This is a genomic window from Nocardia glycosmidis (assembly GCF_052545115.1).
Map to the genome: position 1 here is coordinate 115,383 of NZ_JBQWRH010000017.1, position 18,428 is coordinate 133,810.

Consider the following 18,428-nt stretch of genomic DNA (forward strand, 5'->3'; position numbering starts at 1 on the left):
CCGTCCGGTGCGTGCGATGCGGGGGCGGGTGTGATGGCCGGCAGTCCAATGCGCAGAGTGGCGCTGCGCAATCTCGCCGCGCACAAAGTGCGGCTCGCCCTGACCCTGTTGTCCGTGGTGCTCGGCACCGCCTTCATCGCGGGCTCGTTCGTGTTCACCGATACGTTGCAGCGCACCTTCGACGGAATCTTCGCCAATCAGGCCAAGGGCGTGGACGTTCGGGTGAGCCCGAAAGAGCGCCAGGCGCAAGGTATTCCGAACAACGTGGTGGACGAGCTGGCGAAATACCCCGGTGTCCGCACGGTTGCCCCGAGCGTGAACGGGCCGGTGGTGCTGCTCGACCCGACGGGCAAGAAAGCCGTGCAGACCGGCGGAGCGCCCACCTTCGGGCAGTCCTACCTGCCCCCCGAGAAAGCCGTCGCGGAGCCGATGAGGTTCACCCAGGGCGTCCCGCCCGCGCGCCCCGGCGAGATCGCCCTCAACACCGGCGGAGCTGAGCGGGCCGCGCTGCGGATCGGCGACCGAACCAAGATCCTGATCCCCTCGCAGCCCGATCCCATCGACGTGACACTCACCGGGATCTACGACGTCCCCTCCGACACGGGCGGCTTCATCGGCGTGCTGTTCGACGACGCGCAGGCGCGCAAGTTGTTCACCGACGGTCTGCACGTCGCCTATGTGGATCTCGCGGCCACCGGCGTCCCCGGTGACGAGCTGCGCGACAACTTGAGCCGGGATCTGCCCGGCTACAAGGTGCAGAACAGCGATCAGGTCCGCGCCGATCTGAAGACGGAAGTCTCCAACGCGCTCAATTTCATCAACTATTTCCTGCTCGCCTTCGGCGCCATCGCGCTGATCGTCGGCACGTTCATCATCTACAACACCTTCTCGATGATCGTCGCGCAGCGCCTGCGCGAGTTGGCGCTGCTGCGTGCCGTCGGGGCCAGCCGTCAGCAGGTCGGCCGGTCGGTGGTGGCCGAGGCGTTCGTCATCGGATTCATCGGCAGTGCGATCGGGCTCGCGGGCGGCATCGGACTGGCGTTCGGGCTCTCCGCGCTGCTGAACGCCTTCGACCTCGGATTGCCGACCGGATCGCTGACGGTGCTGCCGCGCACCATCGTGGTCGGATTGCTCGTCGGTCTCGTCGTGACGATGGTCAGCGCGTACGCGCCGGCACGCCGGGCCGCGCGGATCCCACCCGTGCAGGCCATGCGCGAGGAGTTCGCGTCCGCCGGAGAGTCGCTGCGCGTGCGCACGATCATCGGAGCGGTGCTCGCCGTGCTGGGCGCCGGATTCGTGGTGGTCGGTGCGCAGCGATCCGGTGGCACAGCGGCCGCGACGGTCGGCGTGGGCGCGCTGGGACTGATCTTCGCAGTGCTGCTCGCCGCGCCCGCCTTGTCGCGGCCGGTGGTGGCCGGGCTCGGGGTGCTGGTGCGGCCGTTCGGGCCGATCGGCCACATGGCGCGCAACAACGCGGCCCGCAATCCCCGGCGTACCGCCGCGACAGCGTTCGCCCTCACGCTCGGGCTGATGCTGGTTTCGGCGATCGGCATGCTGGGTGCCTCGGCAAAGGAGAGCGTCGGCGTCCTGGTCGACAAAGGTGTGCGAGCCGACTACGTGCTCGCGGGTCCGCAATTGCTCGGGGTGCCGTTCGGCGCGGCCGATGCGGCCCGCACGAAAGTGCCGGGAGTGGCCGAGGCGGTCGGCGTACGCGGCGCCGGTTTCAAGGTCGGCGACGAGCGGGTTTTCGCCGCGTCGGCGGACGGCCCGCTGGACGGCGTGCTGAGCTACGACATCGTGCGCGGCACCAACACCCTCGGCGACCGCGACGTGCTCATCTCCGAAGACGAGGCCGACAAACGCGGCTGGAAGGTCGGCGAAACGGTCAACCTGACCAGCTTCGATGGCAAGCAGTTTCCGCTCAGGGTGACCGGCGTGTACAAGAAGACACCGTTGCTCGGTCCCATGGTGGTGTCGCAAACCGTCTACAACGACGCCGTGCCGCTCAACTTCCGCACCAACGCGATAGTGCTGATCAAGGCGAAGCCGGGCGCGAATATCGCCGAGATGCGCACCGACCTGGAGAAAGCGACCGAGCAATTCGTCGTCGTGCAGGTGCAGGACCGCGAGGAGTTCAAAGGCGCGCAGGGCAGACAGATCAACACGCTGCTGGCCATCCTCTACGGCCTGCTCGCGTTGGCGGTGGTGATCGCGATCCTCGGCATCGTGAACACCCTCGCACTGTCGGTGGTGGAGCGACGCCGAGAAATCGGCATGCTGCGCGCTGTCGGCACGCAGCGCGCGCAAGTGCGCCGGACGATCTACCTGGAGTCGATGCTGATCGCCGTATTCGGCGCGATAGTCGGCATGGCGCTCGGCCTCGGCCTCGGCGTGGGCTTCCTGCGAACCCTGCGCGACCTCGGCCTGGACCAAATCGCCATCCCGTGGACCCAACTGGTGCTCGTCCTGATCAGCTCGGGCGTCGTCGGGGTACTGGCGGCACTGTGGCCCGCGGTGCGCGCCGCCCGCACGCCCCCGCTCGCGGCGATCGCCGATCTCTGAAAAGCCGTGCGGCGCACAATGATTGTGCGCCGCACGCCGCCGGGTATGCGCTGGCGAGGAGTGGATCGGATTTGTCCTGCCTGCGGTTTACTCGCAGGCGACACCATCGTTGTCGCGGTCCAATTGTGATCGGTAGCCGGGTTCCCCGCGCCGCAGGGGCGCTGCGCCTGCGGCGCGGGCTGCGGCGCAGTTGGGGTAATAGACGCTGGGCGATACGGGTTCCGGCGCGGGCACAGCGGCGGGTGGCGGGGCAGGCGCCGCAGCGGGTGGGGGTGCAGGCGCGGGAGCGGGGGGTGTGTGTAGCACGGTGGGTTGCGGCGCGGGCACGGCTTTGGGCGGCGCAGGAGCCTCCGACGGAGCGGGCTCGGTGCTGGATTGCGGTGGCGAAACCGGAACCGCCGCAGTAGTTGTCGTCGGGGGCGGCGTCGTGCGAGTGCTGGATGCCGCCGCAGTAGTGAGGCGCGTGATGGTAGTCGGTGTCGAAGAGCTATCGGGGCCTCCGCACGCGGTCGCTGTGAGCGCGACTGCCGCGAAGGTGACGAGGACGGCAGAACCCCGCCATACTGTTGCCATAGTTGCCTGACTCCGAGGTAGAGGAGCACGTCCGAGGCCGGGCAGGTGAGCGCCGCCGTTCCGAGGCGTCTCGCCCTCGCACCCCCGCGAACCGCACCCGCGTTGTTGGTGGTCGGTAGTCCCTCCGCCGGCCCTCCGCAGTGCGGAAACCGGGGACTGCCGGGACTATCGCAACCAGCTCCCAACGTGTTTCGCGGCGAGGCCGGACATCGCAGATTCGCACGTCCTGAATCTCGCCGCGGCCCGTGCCTGCCGGTTCCGGGCTCACGACCGACTCCGCGTGCTGATCACGCCGTGCGTGGTGGTCCAGGTTCTGTATCAAAGTTGGGAGGTGGGTCCGATCTCGGGGTGAAGGTACGCGAAAGCCAGATGTTCTTCCGTTCGGCGTCGTCCGGCGACAACTGATTTCGTGCGGCCGGGTCACTCGTCGTTTGGTCCAAGACCGCGGCGGCCACGTTACCGCACTCGCGTGGTGGCGAAATGGGACCGTGGTCTGACCTGTCGACATTGCCGCCGACCGTCTCGATGACGGCTGAACTCGAGATTCTCGAGGATTTGCGATCCAGCTGAAACCGGGGATAGGGGAGGATTCGGATGTCGTGCACCATCCGACTGGTGATACTAAATCAGCACCGCATATTTGCCATCCTGTGAAAATATAATTTCGTTCTATTACGAAGAGTTACCAAAAATCTCGGCAGGACTCCGATATATGTTCGGTAGGATTCTGTACTCGTACCAGCCGCAGATGCATGGAGATATGGAGTTCGAAGGCATGGATGATCACGAGGTGGTGGCGGCGCTGGCCGAGGTTCACGCGGTGTTCGATGACCTGGTGGAATACGGTATGGATACGTCTGAGATCGTCGGCGCGAGCGACGCAGTGATCGATAGGATGGCGGCTTGGCAGAACGTTCCTGCTGTGCCTGCTGCAGTGCGTGAGGTTCTCAGGTTGATCGGAATTAATCCGGGACGTTTTCAAGTTGCCGGGGATTTGAACATTGCCGCACTGAGTTCGGGTTGGAAGGAGATTGTCCTAGAGTTTCTCGATGAATTGCCGGCGGGATCCGATCCGATCTCGAACAGAGGGCATTCGTTGGTTATATGGGATTATCAGAGTTCGCATGCCGCATTGATCGATGGCGCTGATTTAAGAGATCCAGATCCCAAGGTGTGGGAGATAAGTGAAGGCGGTGATGTCACCGGCCACGACTCTGTGACTGCATTTTTTCGCAACCGAGCGCGGGTAGTCAAAAATATGATCGATTGGGATAGAAAGCGATCCCAGTAGGTCATATCGACCCGAAACCATCACGCCTGCAGAGGATTGTAAGTATTCAACCGATGGGTTTCGTGTAAATAAAATATGCCCAATCTATCGGCGACAAGAATTCGATGGTGCTACTTTATCTCAACCTTAAGGAAGAGTTGAAAAAGATCTACATGGGTGATATGAAAAATGTTCGAAGAGCATGGAAAGGCATCCGCGATGAATGATGACGATCTTGTGATGCAGGAAGTAATCGATTTCTTGGAAATGAGTGATGCCGAATTTGAAGCGATGAGTCTCGACGATAGAAAGGCTGTCGTCTTTCCGGAGGGCCATGAACGCGTTCCCAAACCAGATTTTCGGGCGTTGAGTATCGTTGAACTGGACGCTCACGCTCGGCGTAGAGAGCCACACTGGATTGCTGCTGTATATGAGCTCACAGACCGGGCCGCGTATGACGACGCTGCGGCACGAACTGTGGCGGGGCTGGCGAAGCTACCGCTTCTCAGAGAAGAACGAATCTACCATTGGGCTTCTATGGCATGGGCTGTGATAAACGAGCTCCTGAGGGCGGACACGCCCGTGGCGCGTTCGTGCGCCTACGAAATTTTCAATACGATCGACGAGGCTGAGCAGGCAGATATTCTGTTTTGGCTAAAAGCCTCTAGTATCGAACTTGCCCGCGTTGAAAAGGTGCTTTCTGACAAGCAGAATTCAGGGGACTGACAATAGATCGGATGTGCTGATCCGCCAGAACGATTCTGCTGCAACTGATTAAAGTATTCGATCTCGACTCGATTTGGAAGTCTACGCACCTCGAGGGAGCTCAATCGTGACCGATCCAAACTTCGACATCCAAGCTGCGAATGATATTCTGATGTCGATTTGTGAACTAATAATTCGGAGCTACCGGGAGATTGTATGGGACGCCCTGGCGCTGGTTGTAAATCTAGACGGAGTGGCATCCATGTATGGCTATACATACACCGATAACGGCGACTGGTCGGCTAACCTTCCAGCTAGCATCGGATTTTTGGAAAAGATGAAGGAATTTAGGTCGGCGACAAGTGTCCTTGGCGAGAACGACTGGAAGGCATGTCTCATTCAGGTCAAACGGGATGATATGAGCCTGAATGTCGAATACGAATATGATGATGCCGACCGGTGGTGCATAACACCTGACAACTATGAGCAAAGGATCGAAGAGTTGCGTCCGAAGTGAAGTGATCTCGGAAAGGTAGGCGATAGTTTCGCGTGCTGTGACGGAAGTCTGTGGGTGACACGCGGGTTGGGTGCTGGTGAGGATGTGGGGTCCCGGTAGGTGGGTTCTGCCCACAAGAACAGTCCGCCGAAGGAATCTGCATTTCGCCTATCCTGCCAATGCTCGACGTTCCTCCGGGAACTGGTGGCGTATGTGCCGCGGCTGCTTGCCGCCGAACGGGTGCTGACTTGCTGGTGGCAGGCATTGTTGCTGGTGGTGTGGTTCCGCAAGCAGGAAGATCTGGCCGTGCTCGGGGCGGGATTGGGTATCGGCCGCGCTACCTCCTGCCGGTACCGCGGACGAGATATTGATCTGAAACGAATCGGTTGCGCTGGTTGATGTTTCGCGTGTGAGCGATGATCTTCGGATGGACATGCGCAGGCTTTCCCCTGGTCAGCAGGAGGCGGTGCGGAAGCGGGTGATGGCCGCGTTGCTGGACGGGATGACGTCGGTGCAGGCGCGGCAGGTGTTCGGGGTGTCGGAGGGCTCTATCCGTAACTGGCGCAACCGGTTCGCCGTGGGTGGTGCCGATGGCCTGGACTCGGGCCGACCCGGTCGCAGGGCCGGTGAGAAGACGAAGCTGACGCCGTCGCAGGCCGAGGCGCTGGTCGAGTCGTTGACGGTGTTCACTCCCGAGGATCTGAATCTGGGTGGGCTGTTGTGGACTCTGCGGAAAGTCGCCGAGCTGGCACGGCGACTGTTCGGCGTCACCTACACCGAGCAGGGCATGGGGAAAGTGCTGCGCCGCATGGGTTTCACCTTCCAGCGCCCGGACCGGCGTGCGATCGAGGCCGACCCCGAAGCGATGCGTGCGTGGGTCGAGCACACCTACCCGAAGCTGGCCGCGCGGGCCAAGGCGGAAGGCGCGATCGTGTTGTTCGGTGACCAGGTCGGTCTCCGCAGCGACCATCTCTCGGGCCGCACGTGGGGCCGCAAAGGCCAGACCCCGACCGTGGCGCGGACCGGGAAACGGTTCTCCCTCAACGCGATGTCGACCATCTCCCCGCGCGGGGACCTGAACTTCACCCTTTTCAAAGGCCGGTTCGCTACCGAGCAGCTCCTCGAATTCCTCGCACGGCTGCTGGGCCAGCACACCCAGAAGATCCACCTGATCCTCGACGGTCATCCAGTGCACCGGTCCAAGGCCGTCGCCGACTGGGTCGCCGAACACGCCGACCGGCTCGAGCTGCACCTGCTGCCCCCGTACGCGCCGCATCTCAACCCCGACGAACTGGTCAACGCCGACCTCAAACGCACCCTCTCCGACCAGGTCATCACCAGCCGCGACCAGATGCAGACCGCCGTCCGCTCGTTCTTCCACCGCGTACAGAAGCTCCCCGACCGCGTCCGCGGCTACTTCCAAGGCCCACACACCATTTACGCTTCAATCATTTAGTTTCAGATTAATATGACTGGCTGCGGAGGGCTGTCGACGATCTGATCGAGTTCGACGAGTGAGCAGAGGTTTGACGGGCCCATCACCAGACCGTTTATCTCACCGCGACTCGAGTCGAGCGATGTTGGCCAGTCGTGGTGACAGCAGACCCCTTGCGGCGTGCCGGTAGCCACTAGAGGTGTTCGACCGAATGACGGCGGAAAAGATAGAAGAAATGATAATGGGAGGTCTATTGCCATGACTGAGCCGAACTTAGGCTTCGACGTCGAGGCCGCAACCGAAATTCTTATGTCGATCGGGGAACTCATCCTCGGGAATTCCGCATACCAGGATACCGAATGGGATGCTCTTTCGTTGGTCGTAAGCATGAGCGAGGGATCAAAATCCACTTTTGGCTATACTTACACCGATGATGGTGGCTGGCACCCCCGGCGGCCATCCGGCGGCGATGTTCTGAACAGAATCGAAGAATTCAGGTCGGCGACAAGCGTTCCCGGTAAGGAAGACTGGAAAGCGATTCTCATTCAGATCAAAAAGAATGACATGAGTTTTAATGTCGACTACAAATATGATGATGCCGACCGATGGCGTATAACGCCCGCCAACTACGAGCAAAGGATCGAAGAGCTTCGTCCACAGTGAGCCCGACGTCAATCCATCAGTCGGGCCGACGGCCCGGCTGATGGTTTTGGTTTCAGCGGATGGCGAACGTGCCGAGACAGGCCGATATATTTTGCGCCGGCTACCTCGTCGGCTGGGCGTCCATCTCGGCCGGCGGTAGCGGCCGGGCGAACTGACCGACGGTGTGCAGGTGACGCAGCGCTTCGGCATACGAGCCGAGGAGGCTGGTTTCGGAATAGGGCAGCCCGAGTTCTGCGCAGAACTCCGTGACCAGCGGCTGGGCTCGTGGAAGGTTGGGCCGGGGCATGGCGGGGAACAGGTGATGCTCGATCTGGTAGTTCAGGCCGCCCAGTGCCGCATCGGTGAGTCGGCCGCCGCGGACGTTGCGGGACGTGAGCACTTGCCGGCGCAGGAAGTCGGTGGAGTCGGCGGCGGTCAGGACTGCCATCCCCTTGTGATTCGGGGCGAAAGTGCAGCCCATGTAGAAGCCGAACAGGCCCTGCTGCACGATGATGAAGGCCACCGCCTTGATCGGGGGCAGGACCAGGAACACCGTGCCGAGGTACCCGACGGCGTGCGCGGCCAACAGCATCGCCTCCGTGGTCCGGTGCCGGATCGGCCACCGCAGCACCGCCCTGGCACTCGCGTAGTGCAGGCTGACGGCCTCCAGGAACAGCATCGGAAAGAACAGCCGAGCCTGATGCCGGAATATGAACCGCCGGATGCCGCGGCTGGCGCGTGCTCGATCGCCGGAATGGGCCAGCACTCCCATGACGTCGGGGTCGGCACCTTCGGTATTGGGATGGGCGTGGTGTCGATTGTGATTGCTGGTCCACCAGCCGATGCTGACACCGATGCCGAGATTGCCGAAGATCACCCCGAACAGGTAGTTGGCCCGTCGCGTGCGGAAGATCTGCCGGTGCCCGGCGTCATGGCCCAGGAAGGCGATCTGGGCGAACACCACTGCCAAGAACGCAGCTACGCCGAGTTGCCACCACGAGTCGCCAATGACGACGAACGCCGCCCACCCGGCTGCCAATGCTGCGGTGGTGGCCGCACTCTTCCAGAAGTAGTACCGCAACCGCCGGTCCAGCAGCCCTTCCTCGCGCACCCTGCGTAGCAACACCGAATATGCGCTGCCACGCGGAGGCACCGCACTTTCTATCACTACGGGCCGCATACGTCCTGCTCTCACGGTTGTCGGGGCTTTTGACAGTCGTCCACCGGACCCGACCAAACCTCTTGTTGGAAGTCAGGCAAATAAGGGCTCGTCTGTGTGAGCACAGAATGCCACGACGACACCACCGCCAGGTGAACAGGTGTGCCGGTCGGTCATACATCTACGTGAAGGTATGTTCTTGCCGTATCTGGAATGTTCTGACCCGGAGGGGTTCACGTCGGCGCGGGGCTGAAATCCCGGTCATGTGGGCAAGCTTTGAAGTAAGCGTGGTCACCGCATAGTGGCGGCCTTCGGTACGCTCTATCGGGTGCATAGCGGTTCAAGCTGAGTGGGTGAACTCGCCGATTTGGACGCCGCTGGTGAACGCGTCCCACTGGCTCGGAGTGAACACCAAGGCGGGGCCGTTGGGGTTCTTGCTGTCCCGTACCCCGACCATGCCCTGATCCAGGAAGGCGACCTCGACGCAGTCTTTGCCCATCGAGCTTCGGGTGCTCTTGAACCACTGGGCACCGGTTAGGTCGACGTTCACGCCAAGTACTCCTTCATTCGTTGCCGAAGCAGCGTCCTGCTCGCGACTGCGTCCAGCGCGTTGTGCCGGATGATGGTGAGGGCCTCGCGGTACCGTCGAAGATCCGACTCTGCCTCAAGGTACATGTCGCCCGTGAAGCCCTCAACGTAGATAACCGTTGGTTCCGCTGTGCTACCTGCGGCATCGAGTCCGTAATCGAGGATCGAGAACGGTCCGACCGGCCCGCCGACCGGAAAGCCCGCGCTGAACGGAAGCATTCGAATCGTGACGTTCGGACGGGTGCTCAGGTCTGCGAGATGGCGATGTTGCGCGGCCATGATCTTGGGACTGCCGACGAGCGGGTTCAGGGCAGCTTCATAGAGGATGACGTCGAGCGTCGCGGGGTTTGCCCTACGGGTGATGATCGCTTGACGCTTGGTCTTCAGCTCGATACGCCGCTGCCGCTCTTCCTCCGAGTCCTTGGGGAAGTAGGTCCGGTCGAGCGTCGCGGCGTAGTCAGTGGTCTGCAACAACCCGGGAATGATGTCGGGACGGAAGATCTCGATATGGCGGGCGCTTGCTTCCAAGCCGATGTAGACGTTGAACCTCTCCGGGATGAGGTCGCCGAAGCTGTGCCACCAGCTCTTCTCGGCGCCCTGCTTGAACAGGCCGACCATCGCTGCGGTCTTCTCGTCATCGAAACCGAGGTTCTGGCAGAGCAGTTCGATGTCCCGGGCGCGGAGCCGGCCGACATCGCCTCGTTCCAGCCTGGACTGGGTGCTCACACTCCAGTCCATGATGGCCGCGATCTGCCCTTGCGTGAGGTTCTGCTCTTCGCGCGATTCACGCAGGTAGCGACCCATCTGCCGACGTGGCAGTGACGCTTTGGTGCCTTGCTTCGCCATCCCCAACCCCCAAGTCGGCATTATCAGTTCGATCGCTTTTCACTGTCAGTTTGGCGGACATCCTGGAGCTTCGCGGCAAAATTTAGAAATTCTCAGTTCGGCATTGGCAGCGTAGTCAGACGGTGGTGTGCTTGGTCTCGACGTTCAGGTGACAGCGCGGTCCGCTGGATGGACTCGGATCACTTATAGCAGCAACGACTTTCAGCAATAGTTGGCAATCTCGAGTTCGATTCACGGGCGCTGACGAGCCGGGAAACGCTGGCGTTGGTCACCCGGACGTCCTGCAAGGCAGTACGCCGACCCGTTCCGAGGGGGATCAATGACCTATGCGAATGCAATCGTGCCGTCGACCACGAGCAAGCCGAAAGCACTGGGATTCATACGAAATGATGTCTTGGGCCTACACGCACCGCGTCATGCCGCCGAAGTGCAACGGCACGCTTGTGGGCTCAGGTACCAATACGTCTACACCGTCCGTCCGCCGGATCATGTGGATGACCCGGTCCGGTACGTGCTGGATATCGCGGCCGGGCTTGGCGTGGACGTGATCGTCGTCTTCGAGCTGGGTCATGTCGACAATCGACCAGCCCTGGTCTGTGACAAGGGTTTCGATCTCGAAACGGTCAGTCCGCGGGAAACCTGGGTGCGCTCGCCTCGGCCCGTGCCCGGCGTGGTGGCCGAGGAGGCATGATGAGCATCGGAATTGTCGTGGCTCCTCCGCTGATCTGTGGAGATGCGGATGTGGAGCTCGCTCACCGCCTCATGCAGGCGCATCGCGCCTGCCGGATCGACCGGTGCGCCTGGAAACTCGCGGCCTATCACACGCTTGTGGTCTACGGCCGGATTGTGCCGCAAACGCGTAGTCCGCGGGAGCGTGCGGCCGAGCGGAAGATTTCGTTTCCGCCTATGGAGGACGACAACACGTTTCCCGAGTGCACGTTTCCGTCGCAGACGCTTCGGCAGGTGCTGGACCAGCTGAACCGGCTATCGCCGGAGCAGAGGCCCGAAGCTGGGCCACCGCTAGAGGGGATGTGACCTCGGTGAGCGTGTGGGACTTTATGCACTGCGTTGCCGCGACCGTCGGCGGCGGGTCCTGCGTCGGTCTCGCGTTTGCGTGTTTGTGGCCGAACAGTTCTTCGCCACGCGCGGCCACGGCAGGCCGCCGTCGGACTGCTGCGACCGGCGAGATGCCGACAGTGCCGAAGGCATGGACCTGTGCTGCGCCGCGCGAATTGTTGACGCTTGCCGAGGCGCATGTCGCGATGCAACGGCATCGGGAACACCGGTGTGCACGTAAGCGCGCTGCGTGGGATGTGCTGGTAGCGGCCGGGCATATTGTGCCGGATTCGCATCGGCGGAACAAGGCTCTGTGAAGGTCACGTCCGACGCCGCTCATTGACGAGCGTAATGTTGGGATATTCCCAACGTGGGGGCTAGGCTGGGGGTATGGACAACGAGCTGCGCGCGGTGGGGGATCGAATTCGATCTGTCATGCCGGATGGGTGGAGCCAGCGACAGCTCGCGGAGCGAACGGGTATGAAGACCGATGCTCTGTCGCGAGCCTTGAATGGGCAGCGAGGGTTCTCGTCTGTGGAACTCGCCCGGATCGCGGATGAACTCGGCACCGATCTCTACTGGCTGGTCACAGGCGAGCAGGATCCGCATCGTGTGCGGATCGCTGCTCGGCACAGCTGGGACGCCGCGCAGCGTCTTCGAGTCAACCCGGGACGTCCGAGTGATGACCAGCTACTCGGGCGGGTGGCCGAAGCGTATGCCGCGGCCTACCCGGAAGGGCCGTCTCCGACCGAACCGTTGCCCGAGAACCCCACAGCCATGCGCGAGGTATTGGGTGAACATTTCGTGCGGGAGTATGGCGCCATCGTTGAGGATCGGCTGGGCGTGGATGTCGTGCGTCTGCCGATGCTATCCACTGATTACTCGTTGAGCATAGGTTCCCGGGCGGTCGTCATACTCACGACCACGCCGTACTGGTTCCGGAGCAACTGGTCTTTGGCCCATGAACTGGCGCATTTCGCGCTCGGACACCACACAGGGGACTCCACGCCGGGTGAGGCGGATGAGGCGCCTGCGGATCAATTCGCGGCGGAGTTGCTGCTGCCGAGGGATTTGGTCGTGCGGGAGGATTGGCGTCGAATGGATGAGCCTGCCGTAGTGGAATTCCTTTGGCGGACAGGGGTATCCACAAAGGCTCTGAGTATTCGACTGGACTCGTTGGACGTGCCGGTCTCGACGGAGGTGGTTGCCGCGCTGAAGCGTCGCACGCTGGACCTGATTCGTGCCAATGCGGGCGAGGAGCGAGGAAGGATCGGTGGCGTGAAGGAATTGATCGTTCGTCAGCAACAGTCGGCCGCCCGAGTGTTTCCCCCGGCCCTGGTCGATGCGCTTCAGAAGCGAGTGGGGGCCGGTGCGGCCTCGCCCGAACATCTTGCGTGGGTGCTGGGTGTGCCGGTGGACGAGATCGATTTTCCCGAACCCGACGATGACATCGAAGCCGGCGACGACTATGAGCGCGTGTTCGCCGCTCGGCCGAGTGCAACTGATCTGGCGGACTGGCTGGCTGCGAGTGGCCAGTCCGCGCAGTGAATCCACCTGACATCCGCTGGGGCACCATCACCGAACGCCGAGAGGTGAAGAACCATCCATTTCAAACGTTTTCGTGTACCGCTCCGCATCCGAAGACGCCAGAGGGGCGAAAACTGCCTCATCCGAAGCAGTGGGAATGGAACGCGCAAGGCTTCATTCTCGGCAGTTCATGTCGGCGTGATCGGTGTCAGTACGGCAGTGCGTGGCCAGGGAGGGGCGGTCGCAGACCGGACGCTGCAGGAAGTACGCAATGTTGCCCTCGGGGATGGACGGGCAAGCGGCGCGAACGCTGTGTTGGCGACCGCGAACATTCATACTCGGAACTTCGCCAGTCAGCGTCTCTTCGAGCGAGCTGGGTACGAACCCCGTGGGGTCCCCAGCGGCGAGCTCCAGCAATGGATTTGCCGCCTCGATGCGTGAAAGGACGTTCAAACGGATGCTGTCGGCTCGTATCGACTGAGTCGAGGACAACGATGGCCGTCTGCTGGTGCGCGCGCCGCCCGCGGACGGCGTGGTCGTCCGGACATTTGAGCGCGCCCGGGATCGGATCGCAGCGGCGCCTACGGCCGATCGCACTAAGCTTGATTTTGAGGAACTATACTTCCTGTAACTATACTTCCTCAAAATTGGGAGGTGATCTCCCTGGTTGGCAAGCCAGCAGACATCTTCGACCGTGATCGGGAGTGGCGTGCACTCACCGGCTTCGTCACCAGTGGACAGCCGCACGCGACTCTCGGGGTGGTGTCCGGTCGGCGGCGGCAAGGGAAGACGTTTCTGCTGGAGGCCTTATGCGAGGTCACCGGCGGGTTCTATTTCGCGGCCGACCAGGCCACCGAGGCCGAGTCGTTACGGTATCTGGCCGCGGCCGTTGTGGAGTTCACCGGTTCACCGCTGCCGGTGCGGTTCGATGATTGGCGCCAAGCGATCGACACGCTGCTCGCGGTCACCGCCGATCGTGAGCTTCCGGTGGTGATCGATGAGTTCCCGTATCTGGCCAAGGCCAGCCCGTCGCTGCCATCGGTCATCCAGGCCGCACTGGCACCTCGCCGAGCCGAGCGACTCCGCTCCAGGGCCAGGCTGCTGCTGTGCGGTTCGGCCATGTCGTTTATGGGTTCGCTGCTGTCCGGTGGTGCTCCGCTGCGCGGGCGTGCCGGCTTGGAACTGATCGTGCCGACGCTCGATTACCGGCTGGCGGCCGAATTCTGGGGAATCGACGATCCCCGGCTGGCAATCCAGGTTCATGCGATCGTCGGAGGAACGCCCGCTTACCGGCGCGAGTTCGTCGAGGACGACACACCCAACGGTCTAGGCGATTTCGACAACTGGGCGGTCCGGACGGTCCTCAACCCCGCCAGTCCGCTCTTTCGTGAAGCCCGATATCTGCTGAGCGAGGAGCCCGGATTGCGCGATCCGGGCCTGTATCACTCGGTGCTGGCCGCAGTCGCACACGGCAATTCGACCAGCGGCGGCATAGCCTCTTATGTCGGGCGCAAGGCCAGTGACATCACCCATCCGCTGGCGGTACTCGAAGTACTGTGGTCTGCTGCGCCGCGAACACGACATGTTCCGCGGAAACCGCATGATCTACCGCATCAACGAACCACTCGTCACCTTCTACCAAGCGATCCTGCGACCCGACTGGGCCGAGTGGGAGCGCGCACGCGACACCGGCCGCCAGTGGCAGCGACGCCGACATCGGTTCGAAAGCAATGTGCTGGGACCGCATTTCGAGGAAGTTTGCCGGAACTGGGTCGCCGACTATGCCACCGATGACGTATTCGGCGGCCACATCACGCGCGTCGGCAGCGGAACGGTCAACGACCCTGCCGCGAAGACAACTCACGACATCGACATCGCCGTGTTCGGCGAACTCCCCGACGGCCGCGAAGCGCTCCTGTCGATCGGCGAAGTCAAGTGGAACGACACGATGGGCACAGGACATCTCGACCGGCTCCGCCGAATAAAAGATCTCCTCGCACCACGATTCGACACCAGCCACACCCTATTGGCCTGTTACAGCGCGGCAGGATTCATGCCCGCCCTTCACGAGGCCGCCACAGCCGGCGAAACAGTCTTGATCGGTCTCGACGATCTGTACCGCGATTGAGTGTCACCAGACCCCCAACTCGAAGGCCATGCGCAACCGGCTCGCCGACCGCTCCGGCAGCACCGTTTCGACCAGCAGCAGGTCGGTGAAGGTTTCGGCGGACATCATGATTCACGGCCCGGCAAGCCGTCGACGTAAATTTCTCCTGGACCGGGGTCCGATTGCGCTTTCGGCACGACGCTGCCAGCGATCAGTACTTAGAGACTGATGTTACAAATCTGTACCGGATAGTCGGTGTCATGGATCCGCACCATCAATTCGGGTGTCCAGCGCTGGGTCATCGCCGTCATGCCGTGCAATGTCACAATGCCGTGACATGAAGTGCATGTCACGGTACCATGACTTCATGACCCAGCCGCGGACTCGACGCCAGCTGGTGCAACTCGGTGCGATGCTGCGCAAGGCTCGCCTCGACGCCGGGTTGACCCAGGAACAGCTCGGCGAGCTGGCGGGGGTCTCCCGCCAGCTCGTCAGTCGCGTCGAGGCTGGTAGCTCGCGCGGAGAGATCGGCCGTGTCGCCCAGATCGCTGGTGCATTGGGGCTGCGGCTGGTCGCCACAGCTGTGTCGCAGCGCACCACTCCATCACGGGACCAGCAGGCGATCCAAGACTTGCTCAGCCGGATCAGGCGTGGTGAGAATTCGCCGAATGCGCACGTCCCGGAGTCTCATGAGTGATCTTGTCGTGGTTCTGAACGGGCTACTGACCGGAGCCGTGATACATGACGCCGGGCGACCCCGCTTTGCATACTTGGACGACTACGCTGCCGACATCGACGCCACCCCGTTGTCGCTGTCGATGCCCTTGGCTGTCGGGCGTACCTACGATCATCGCGTCACCGCGCCGTGGCTGACGAACCTGCTGCCCGATGACGCCAATGTTCGTGAACGTCTGGCCCGTGAGTTCGGTGTCCAGTCCGGCAGCGCCACCGCACTGCTGGAACAGATCGGTCGCGACTGCGCCGGAGCTGTGCAACTGGCCGCGCCCGAGGACATCGATGACGTGCTCACCCGAAGTGGCAGCCTGGAACAGGTTACCGACGTCCAGATCGGGCAGCGGTTGCGCGCGCTGCAGAGCGCGCCGCAGCAGTGGACGCGCTCCGACGAGCGTTGGAGCCTGGCGGGAGCGCAGGCCAAGTTCGCGGCTGTGCGCACCGGCGACGGGGGATGGGCGTACGCACATGGCAACGCCGCGAGTACCCACATCATCAAACCGGGAATCGGACGCTTCCCCGGGCAGGCATTCAATGAACATCTGTGTCTACGCGCGTTGGCGTCAGTTGGAATCTCCTCGGCGGCGTCCGAATTCATCGAGTTCGACGGCATTGCCGCGATCGTCGTCGAACGATACGACCGGCTACGCCTTGCTGACGGAAGCGTGATCCGATTACATCAGGAGGACATGTGCCAAGCGTTGTCGGTGTGGCCTGAGCGCAAGTACGCCGCCGATGGCGGGCCGTCAGCCCTCGAGATCGCCCAATTGCTGGCACGTGAGGCTGCCCATGAGGACGTCGACCGATTCGCCGACGCCGTCATCGCCCAATACCTACTCGGCGCTCCCGATGCTCACGCCAAGAACTACTCGGTCGTCCTCAGCGGTGTCGACGTTGCTCTGGCCCCGATCTACGACGTCGCAAGCTCACTGCCGTACAACCCGAACCGAGGGTCGGACCTGCGTCGAGTGGCCATGCCGATCGGCGGTCGCTCGAAGTTCGGCGAAGTCACCCTGCACCACATTGCGAAGTTCGCACGTAACGTCGGCACCGATCCGGATCGACTCGTCGCCCGGACACGCGAGATGGCCGCCGGTCTGCCCGACGCACTGACAGCGGTCGGCGGCGCTATCACTGACACCACGCTGGCGTCGCTGCGCGCGCGGCTTGTCGACGCGGTGGCCGAGCAGTGCGCCACCATCGACACCGCGGAGGTACGCAGAAGCACCAAGCGCGCACCCACGCGCGCTCCGGACAAGCTCGGTGCGGACACCGAATAGCGAAACCTGATTCGGGCGGCGGTGTGCGGTCTGAGCAGCACTAACGGATTCGTACACGCGCCGCGGCGATCACCGGGAAAACGCGCCCCGCCACGTACGATCGCAGAGCCGTCCTGTTCGCCAGTCCGGACAAGGAGTTGTTATGGAGCCGATCACTATCGTGAACACTCTGCTGACGCTCGCCGTGCAGGTCTTCTCCCTCCTGCAAAGCTTCACCATCTGACCGAACGACGGCCCGTGGCAGATCCGCGCCGTGCTTCGTCGCGGTCAGGGTTTGCCACGGGGCCGTCCTAGTGATGCGCGGCGTTGGCGTTGGCCCAGGACTGGATGTCGCCGCGGTCGAGGGCCACGGCCAGCAGGGTGGGGAATTTGTCGGGGGTGCAGGCGAAAGCCGGGATGCCGAGAGCGGCAAGGGCCGCGGCGTTCTCGTGGTCGAAGGCGGGAGCACCGTCATCGGAGAGGGCGAGCAGCACGACGACCTGCGCGCCGGATTCGCGCATCGCGTGGACGCGCCGCAGCATCTCGTCGCGGATGCCGCCCTCATAGAGGTCGGAGATCAGGACGAACAGCGTGTCGGCGGGGCGGGTGATCAGGGACTGGCAGTAGGCGAGGGCGCGGTTGATATCGGTGCCGCCGCCGAGCTGCGTGCCGAACAGGACCTCCACCGGGTCGTCGAGTTTGTCGGTGAGATCCACGATTTCGGTGTCGAAGACCACCAGCGAGGTGCGCAGCGCACGCATGGATGCCAGCACCGCGCCGAACACCGATGCGTACACGACGCTGGCGGCCATCGAGCCGGACTGGTCGATCGCGAGCACCACGTCGCGACGCACCGCCTGCGCCTTGCGGCCGTAGCCGACCAGGCGTTCCGGGACCACGGTGCGATGCTCGGGCAGATAGGTGGCGAGGTTCTTGCGAATGGTGCGGTCCCAGTCGATATCTCGCAAACGTGGCCGGGTGACGCGGGCAGCCCGGTTCAGCGCGCCGGAGACCGCGGCGACGGTGTGCGCCGCGATGCGCTGCTCGATCTCGCGCACCACCTTCTCCACCACCATGCGCGCGGTCGCCTTGGTGGTCTCGGGCATCACCCGATTCAGGCTCAGCAAGGTGCCGACCAGATGCACGTCCGGCTCGACGGCTTCGAGCAGTTCCGGTTCCAGAAGTAACTGGGTGAGCTCGAGCCGCTGCACGGCGTCGCGCTGCATGACTTCGACGACGCTGGCGGGAAAGTAGCTGCGAATATCGCCGAGCCAGCGGGCCACCCGCGGCGCCGAACCTTGCAAGCCGCCGGTGCGTTTCCCCGGTGACGTCTCGTCGCCGGTGTTGTACAACGCCGACAGCGCCCGGTCCATGGCGGCGTCCGTGCTCGAGCCCAGCCCGCCGAGCCCTTCCTCCGCTGCTGCGCCGAGCACCAATCGCCAACGCCTGGCTCGGGTTTCGTCGATCATGC

Annotated in this window: 19 protein-coding genes; 14 read left to right on the forward strand and 5 right to left on the reverse strand. The window is 62.9% G+C overall.

Annotated elements, in window-relative coordinates; translation table 11 throughout:
* Window positions 1-33 precede the first annotated feature (33 nt).
* A complete protein-coding gene (locus ACT86A_RS21275; RefSeq protein WP_445093931.1) occupies window positions 34-2,562 on the forward strand; it encodes an ABC transporter permease in 2,529 nt (842 codons plus the stop codon).
* An 87-nt stretch (window positions 2,563-2,649) separates the two neighbouring features.
* On the opposite strand, the gene ACT86A_RS21280 is transcribed toward ACT86A_RS21275, so the two are convergent.
* Entirely contained in the window at window positions 2,650-3,135 is a 486-nt protein-coding gene (locus ACT86A_RS21280; protein ID WP_445093932.1) for an excalibur calcium-binding domain-containing protein, read from the reverse strand.
* Window positions 3,136-3,895: 760 nt separating this feature from the next.
* Between ACT86A_RS21280 and ACT86A_RS21285 the strand changes: the two genes are divergently transcribed.
* The 6 genes from ACT86A_RS21285 (at window position 3,896) to ACT86A_RS21310 (ending at window position 7,704) form a co-directional block, all read left to right on the forward strand.
* Entirely contained in the window at window positions 3,896-4,426 is a 531-nt protein-coding gene (locus ACT86A_RS21285; protein ID WP_445093933.1) for a hypothetical protein, read from the forward strand.
* A 198-nt stretch (window positions 4,427-4,624) separates the two neighbouring features.
* Window positions 4,625-5,131, forward strand: coding sequence for a hypothetical protein (locus tag ACT86A_RS21290; RefSeq protein WP_445093934.1), 507 nt, complete (start codon window positions 4,625-4,627; stop codon window positions 5,129-5,131).
* A 106-nt stretch (window positions 5,132-5,237) separates the two neighbouring features.
* A complete protein-coding gene (locus tag ACT86A_RS21295) occupies window positions 5,238-5,627 on the forward strand; it encodes a hypothetical protein (protein ID WP_445093935.1) in 390 nt (129 codons plus the stop codon).
* Between the two features lie 183 nt (window positions 5,628-5,810).
* Window positions 5,811-6,005 carry a hypothetical protein gene (locus ACT86A_RS21300; RefSeq protein ID WP_445093936.1) on the forward strand — a complete coding sequence of 65 codons (195 nt, stop codon included), beginning with the start codon at window positions 5,811-5,813 and terminating at the stop codon, window positions 6,003-6,005.
* Between the two features lie 10 nt (window positions 6,006-6,015).
* Entirely contained in the window at window positions 6,016-7,062 is a 1,047-nt protein-coding gene (locus ACT86A_RS21305; RefSeq protein ID WP_445093937.1) for an IS630 family transposase, read from the forward strand.
* A gap of 237 nt (window positions 7,063-7,299) precedes the next feature.
* Complete coding sequence (locus ACT86A_RS21310; protein ID WP_445093938.1) at window positions 7,300-7,704, forward strand: hypothetical protein; 405 nt, start codon at window positions 7,300-7,302, stop codon at window positions 7,702-7,704.
* Window positions 7,705-7,804: 100 nt separating this feature from the next.
* Here ACT86A_RS21310 and ACT86A_RS21315 read toward each other — a convergent pair whose 3' ends face one another.
* The 3 genes from ACT86A_RS21315 to ACT86A_RS21325 all read right to left on the reverse strand — a co-directional run bounded on the left by ACT86A_RS21315 (window position 7,805) and on the right by ACT86A_RS21325 (window position 10,276).
* Window positions 7,805-8,851, reverse strand: coding sequence for a fatty acid desaturase family protein (locus ACT86A_RS21315; protein ID WP_445093939.1), 1,047 nt, complete (start codon window positions 8,849-8,851; stop codon window positions 7,805-7,807).
* Between the two features lie 331 nt (window positions 8,852-9,182).
* Complete coding sequence (locus tag ACT86A_RS21320) at window positions 9,183-9,392, reverse strand: DUF397 domain-containing protein (RefSeq protein WP_445093940.1); 210 nt, start codon at window positions 9,390-9,392, stop codon at window positions 9,183-9,185.
* Window positions 9,389-10,276 (reverse strand): helix-turn-helix domain-containing protein, encoded by an 888-nt coding sequence (locus tag ACT86A_RS21325; protein ID WP_445093941.1) that lies wholly within the window; start codon window positions 10,274-10,276, stop codon window positions 9,389-9,391. The genes ACT86A_RS21320 and ACT86A_RS21325 overlap by 4 nt, the downstream gene beginning before the upstream one ends.
* A gap of 319 nt (window positions 10,277-10,595) precedes the next feature.
* Between ACT86A_RS21325 and ACT86A_RS21330 the strand changes: the two genes are divergently transcribed.
* The 7 genes from ACT86A_RS21330 to ACT86A_RS21360 all read left to right on the forward strand — a co-directional run bounded on the left by ACT86A_RS21330 (window position 10,596) and on the right by ACT86A_RS21360 (window position 16,978).
* Window positions 10,596-10,967: a hypothetical protein gene (locus tag ACT86A_RS21330; RefSeq protein WP_445093942.1), complete on the forward strand. Its 372-nt coding sequence runs from the start codon at window positions 10,596-10,598 to the stop codon at window positions 10,965-10,967.
* The gene (locus tag ACT86A_RS21335) at window positions 10,967-11,311 is read left to right on the forward strand and encodes a hypothetical protein (RefSeq protein ID WP_445093943.1); all 345 of its coding nucleotides are present in this window, start codon (window positions 10,967-10,969) and stop codon (window positions 11,309-11,311) included. The genes ACT86A_RS21330 and ACT86A_RS21335 overlap by 1 nt, the downstream gene beginning before the upstream one ends.
* Before the next feature lie 411 nt (window positions 11,312-11,722).
* Complete coding sequence (locus tag ACT86A_RS21340; protein ID WP_445093944.1) at window positions 11,723-12,880, forward strand: helix-turn-helix domain-containing protein; 1,158 nt, start codon at window positions 11,723-11,725, stop codon at window positions 12,878-12,880.
* Window positions 12,881-13,513: 633 nt separating this feature from the next.
* Window positions 13,514-14,653, forward strand: a complete 1,140-nt coding sequence (locus ACT86A_RS21345; RefSeq protein ID WP_445093945.1) for an AAA family ATPase — start codon at window positions 13,514-13,516, stop codon at window positions 14,651-14,653.
* A complete protein-coding gene (locus ACT86A_RS21350; RefSeq protein ID WP_445093946.1) occupies window positions 14,592-14,987 on the forward strand; it encodes a hypothetical protein in 396 nt (131 codons plus the stop codon). The genes ACT86A_RS21345 and ACT86A_RS21350 overlap by 62 nt, the downstream gene beginning before the upstream one ends.
* Before the next feature lie 346 nt (window positions 14,988-15,333).
* Entirely contained in the window at window positions 15,334-15,663 is a 330-nt protein-coding gene (locus ACT86A_RS21355; RefSeq protein ID WP_445093947.1) for a helix-turn-helix domain-containing protein, read from the forward strand.
* Window positions 15,635-16,978, forward strand: a complete 1,344-nt coding sequence (locus ACT86A_RS21360) for a type II toxin-antitoxin system HipA family toxin (protein WP_445093948.1) — start codon at window positions 15,635-15,637, stop codon at window positions 16,976-16,978. The genes ACT86A_RS21355 and ACT86A_RS21360 overlap by 29 nt, the downstream gene beginning before the upstream one ends.
* Before the next feature lie 290 nt (window positions 16,979-17,268).
* On the opposite strand, the gene ACT86A_RS21365 is transcribed toward ACT86A_RS21360, so the two are convergent.
* Window positions 17,269-18,426, reverse strand: coding sequence for a VWA domain-containing protein (locus ACT86A_RS21365; RefSeq protein ID WP_445093949.1), 1,158 nt, complete (start codon window positions 18,424-18,426; stop codon window positions 17,269-17,271).
* Window positions 18,427-18,428: the final 2 nt, after the last annotated feature.

Excerpts from the sequence above, each read along its gene's own strand:
- ACT86A_RS21275 (WP_445093931.1), top strand. The coding sequence starts at position 34 with ATGGCCGGCAGTCCAATGCGCAGAGTGGCGCTGCGCAATCTCGCCGCG.
- ACT86A_RS21280 (WP_445093932.1), bottom strand. The coding sequence starts at position 3,135 with ATGGCAACAGTATGGCGGGGTTCTGCCGTCCTCGTCACCTTCGCGGCA.
- ACT86A_RS21285 (WP_445093933.1), top strand. The coding sequence starts at position 3,896 with ATGGAGTTCGAAGGCATGGATGATCACGAGGTGGTGGCGGCGCTGGCC.
- ACT86A_RS21290 (WP_445093934.1), top strand. The coding sequence starts at position 4,625 with ATGAATGATGACGATCTTGTGATGCAGGAAGTAATCGATTTCTTGGAA.
- ACT86A_RS21310 (WP_445093938.1), top strand. The coding sequence starts at position 7,300 with ATGACTGAGCCGAACTTAGGCTTCGACGTCGAGGCCGCAACCGAAATT.
- ACT86A_RS21325 (WP_445093941.1), bottom strand. The coding sequence starts at position 10,276 with ATGGCGAAGCAAGGCACCAAAGCGTCACTGCCACGTCGGCAGATGGGT.
- ACT86A_RS21330 (WP_445093942.1), top strand. The coding sequence starts at position 10,596 with ATGACCTATGCGAATGCAATCGTGCCGTCGACCACGAGCAAGCCGAAA.
- ACT86A_RS21335 (WP_445093943.1), top strand. The coding sequence starts at position 10,967 with ATGAGCATCGGAATTGTCGTGGCTCCTCCGCTGATCTGTGGAGATGCG.
- ACT86A_RS21340 (WP_445093944.1), top strand. The coding sequence starts at position 11,723 with ATGGACAACGAGCTGCGCGCGGTGGGGGATCGAATTCGATCTGTCATG.
- ACT86A_RS21355 (WP_445093947.1), top strand. The coding sequence starts at position 15,334 with ATGACCCAGCCGCGGACTCGACGCCAGCTGGTGCAACTCGGTGCGATG.
- ACT86A_RS21360 (WP_445093948.1), top strand. The coding sequence starts at position 15,635 with ATGCGCACGTCCCGGAGTCTCATGAGTGATCTTGTCGTGGTTCTGAAC.
- ACT86A_RS21365 (WP_445093949.1), bottom strand. The coding sequence starts at position 18,426 with ATGATCGACGAAACCCGAGCCAGGCGTTGGCGATTGGTGCTCGGCGCA.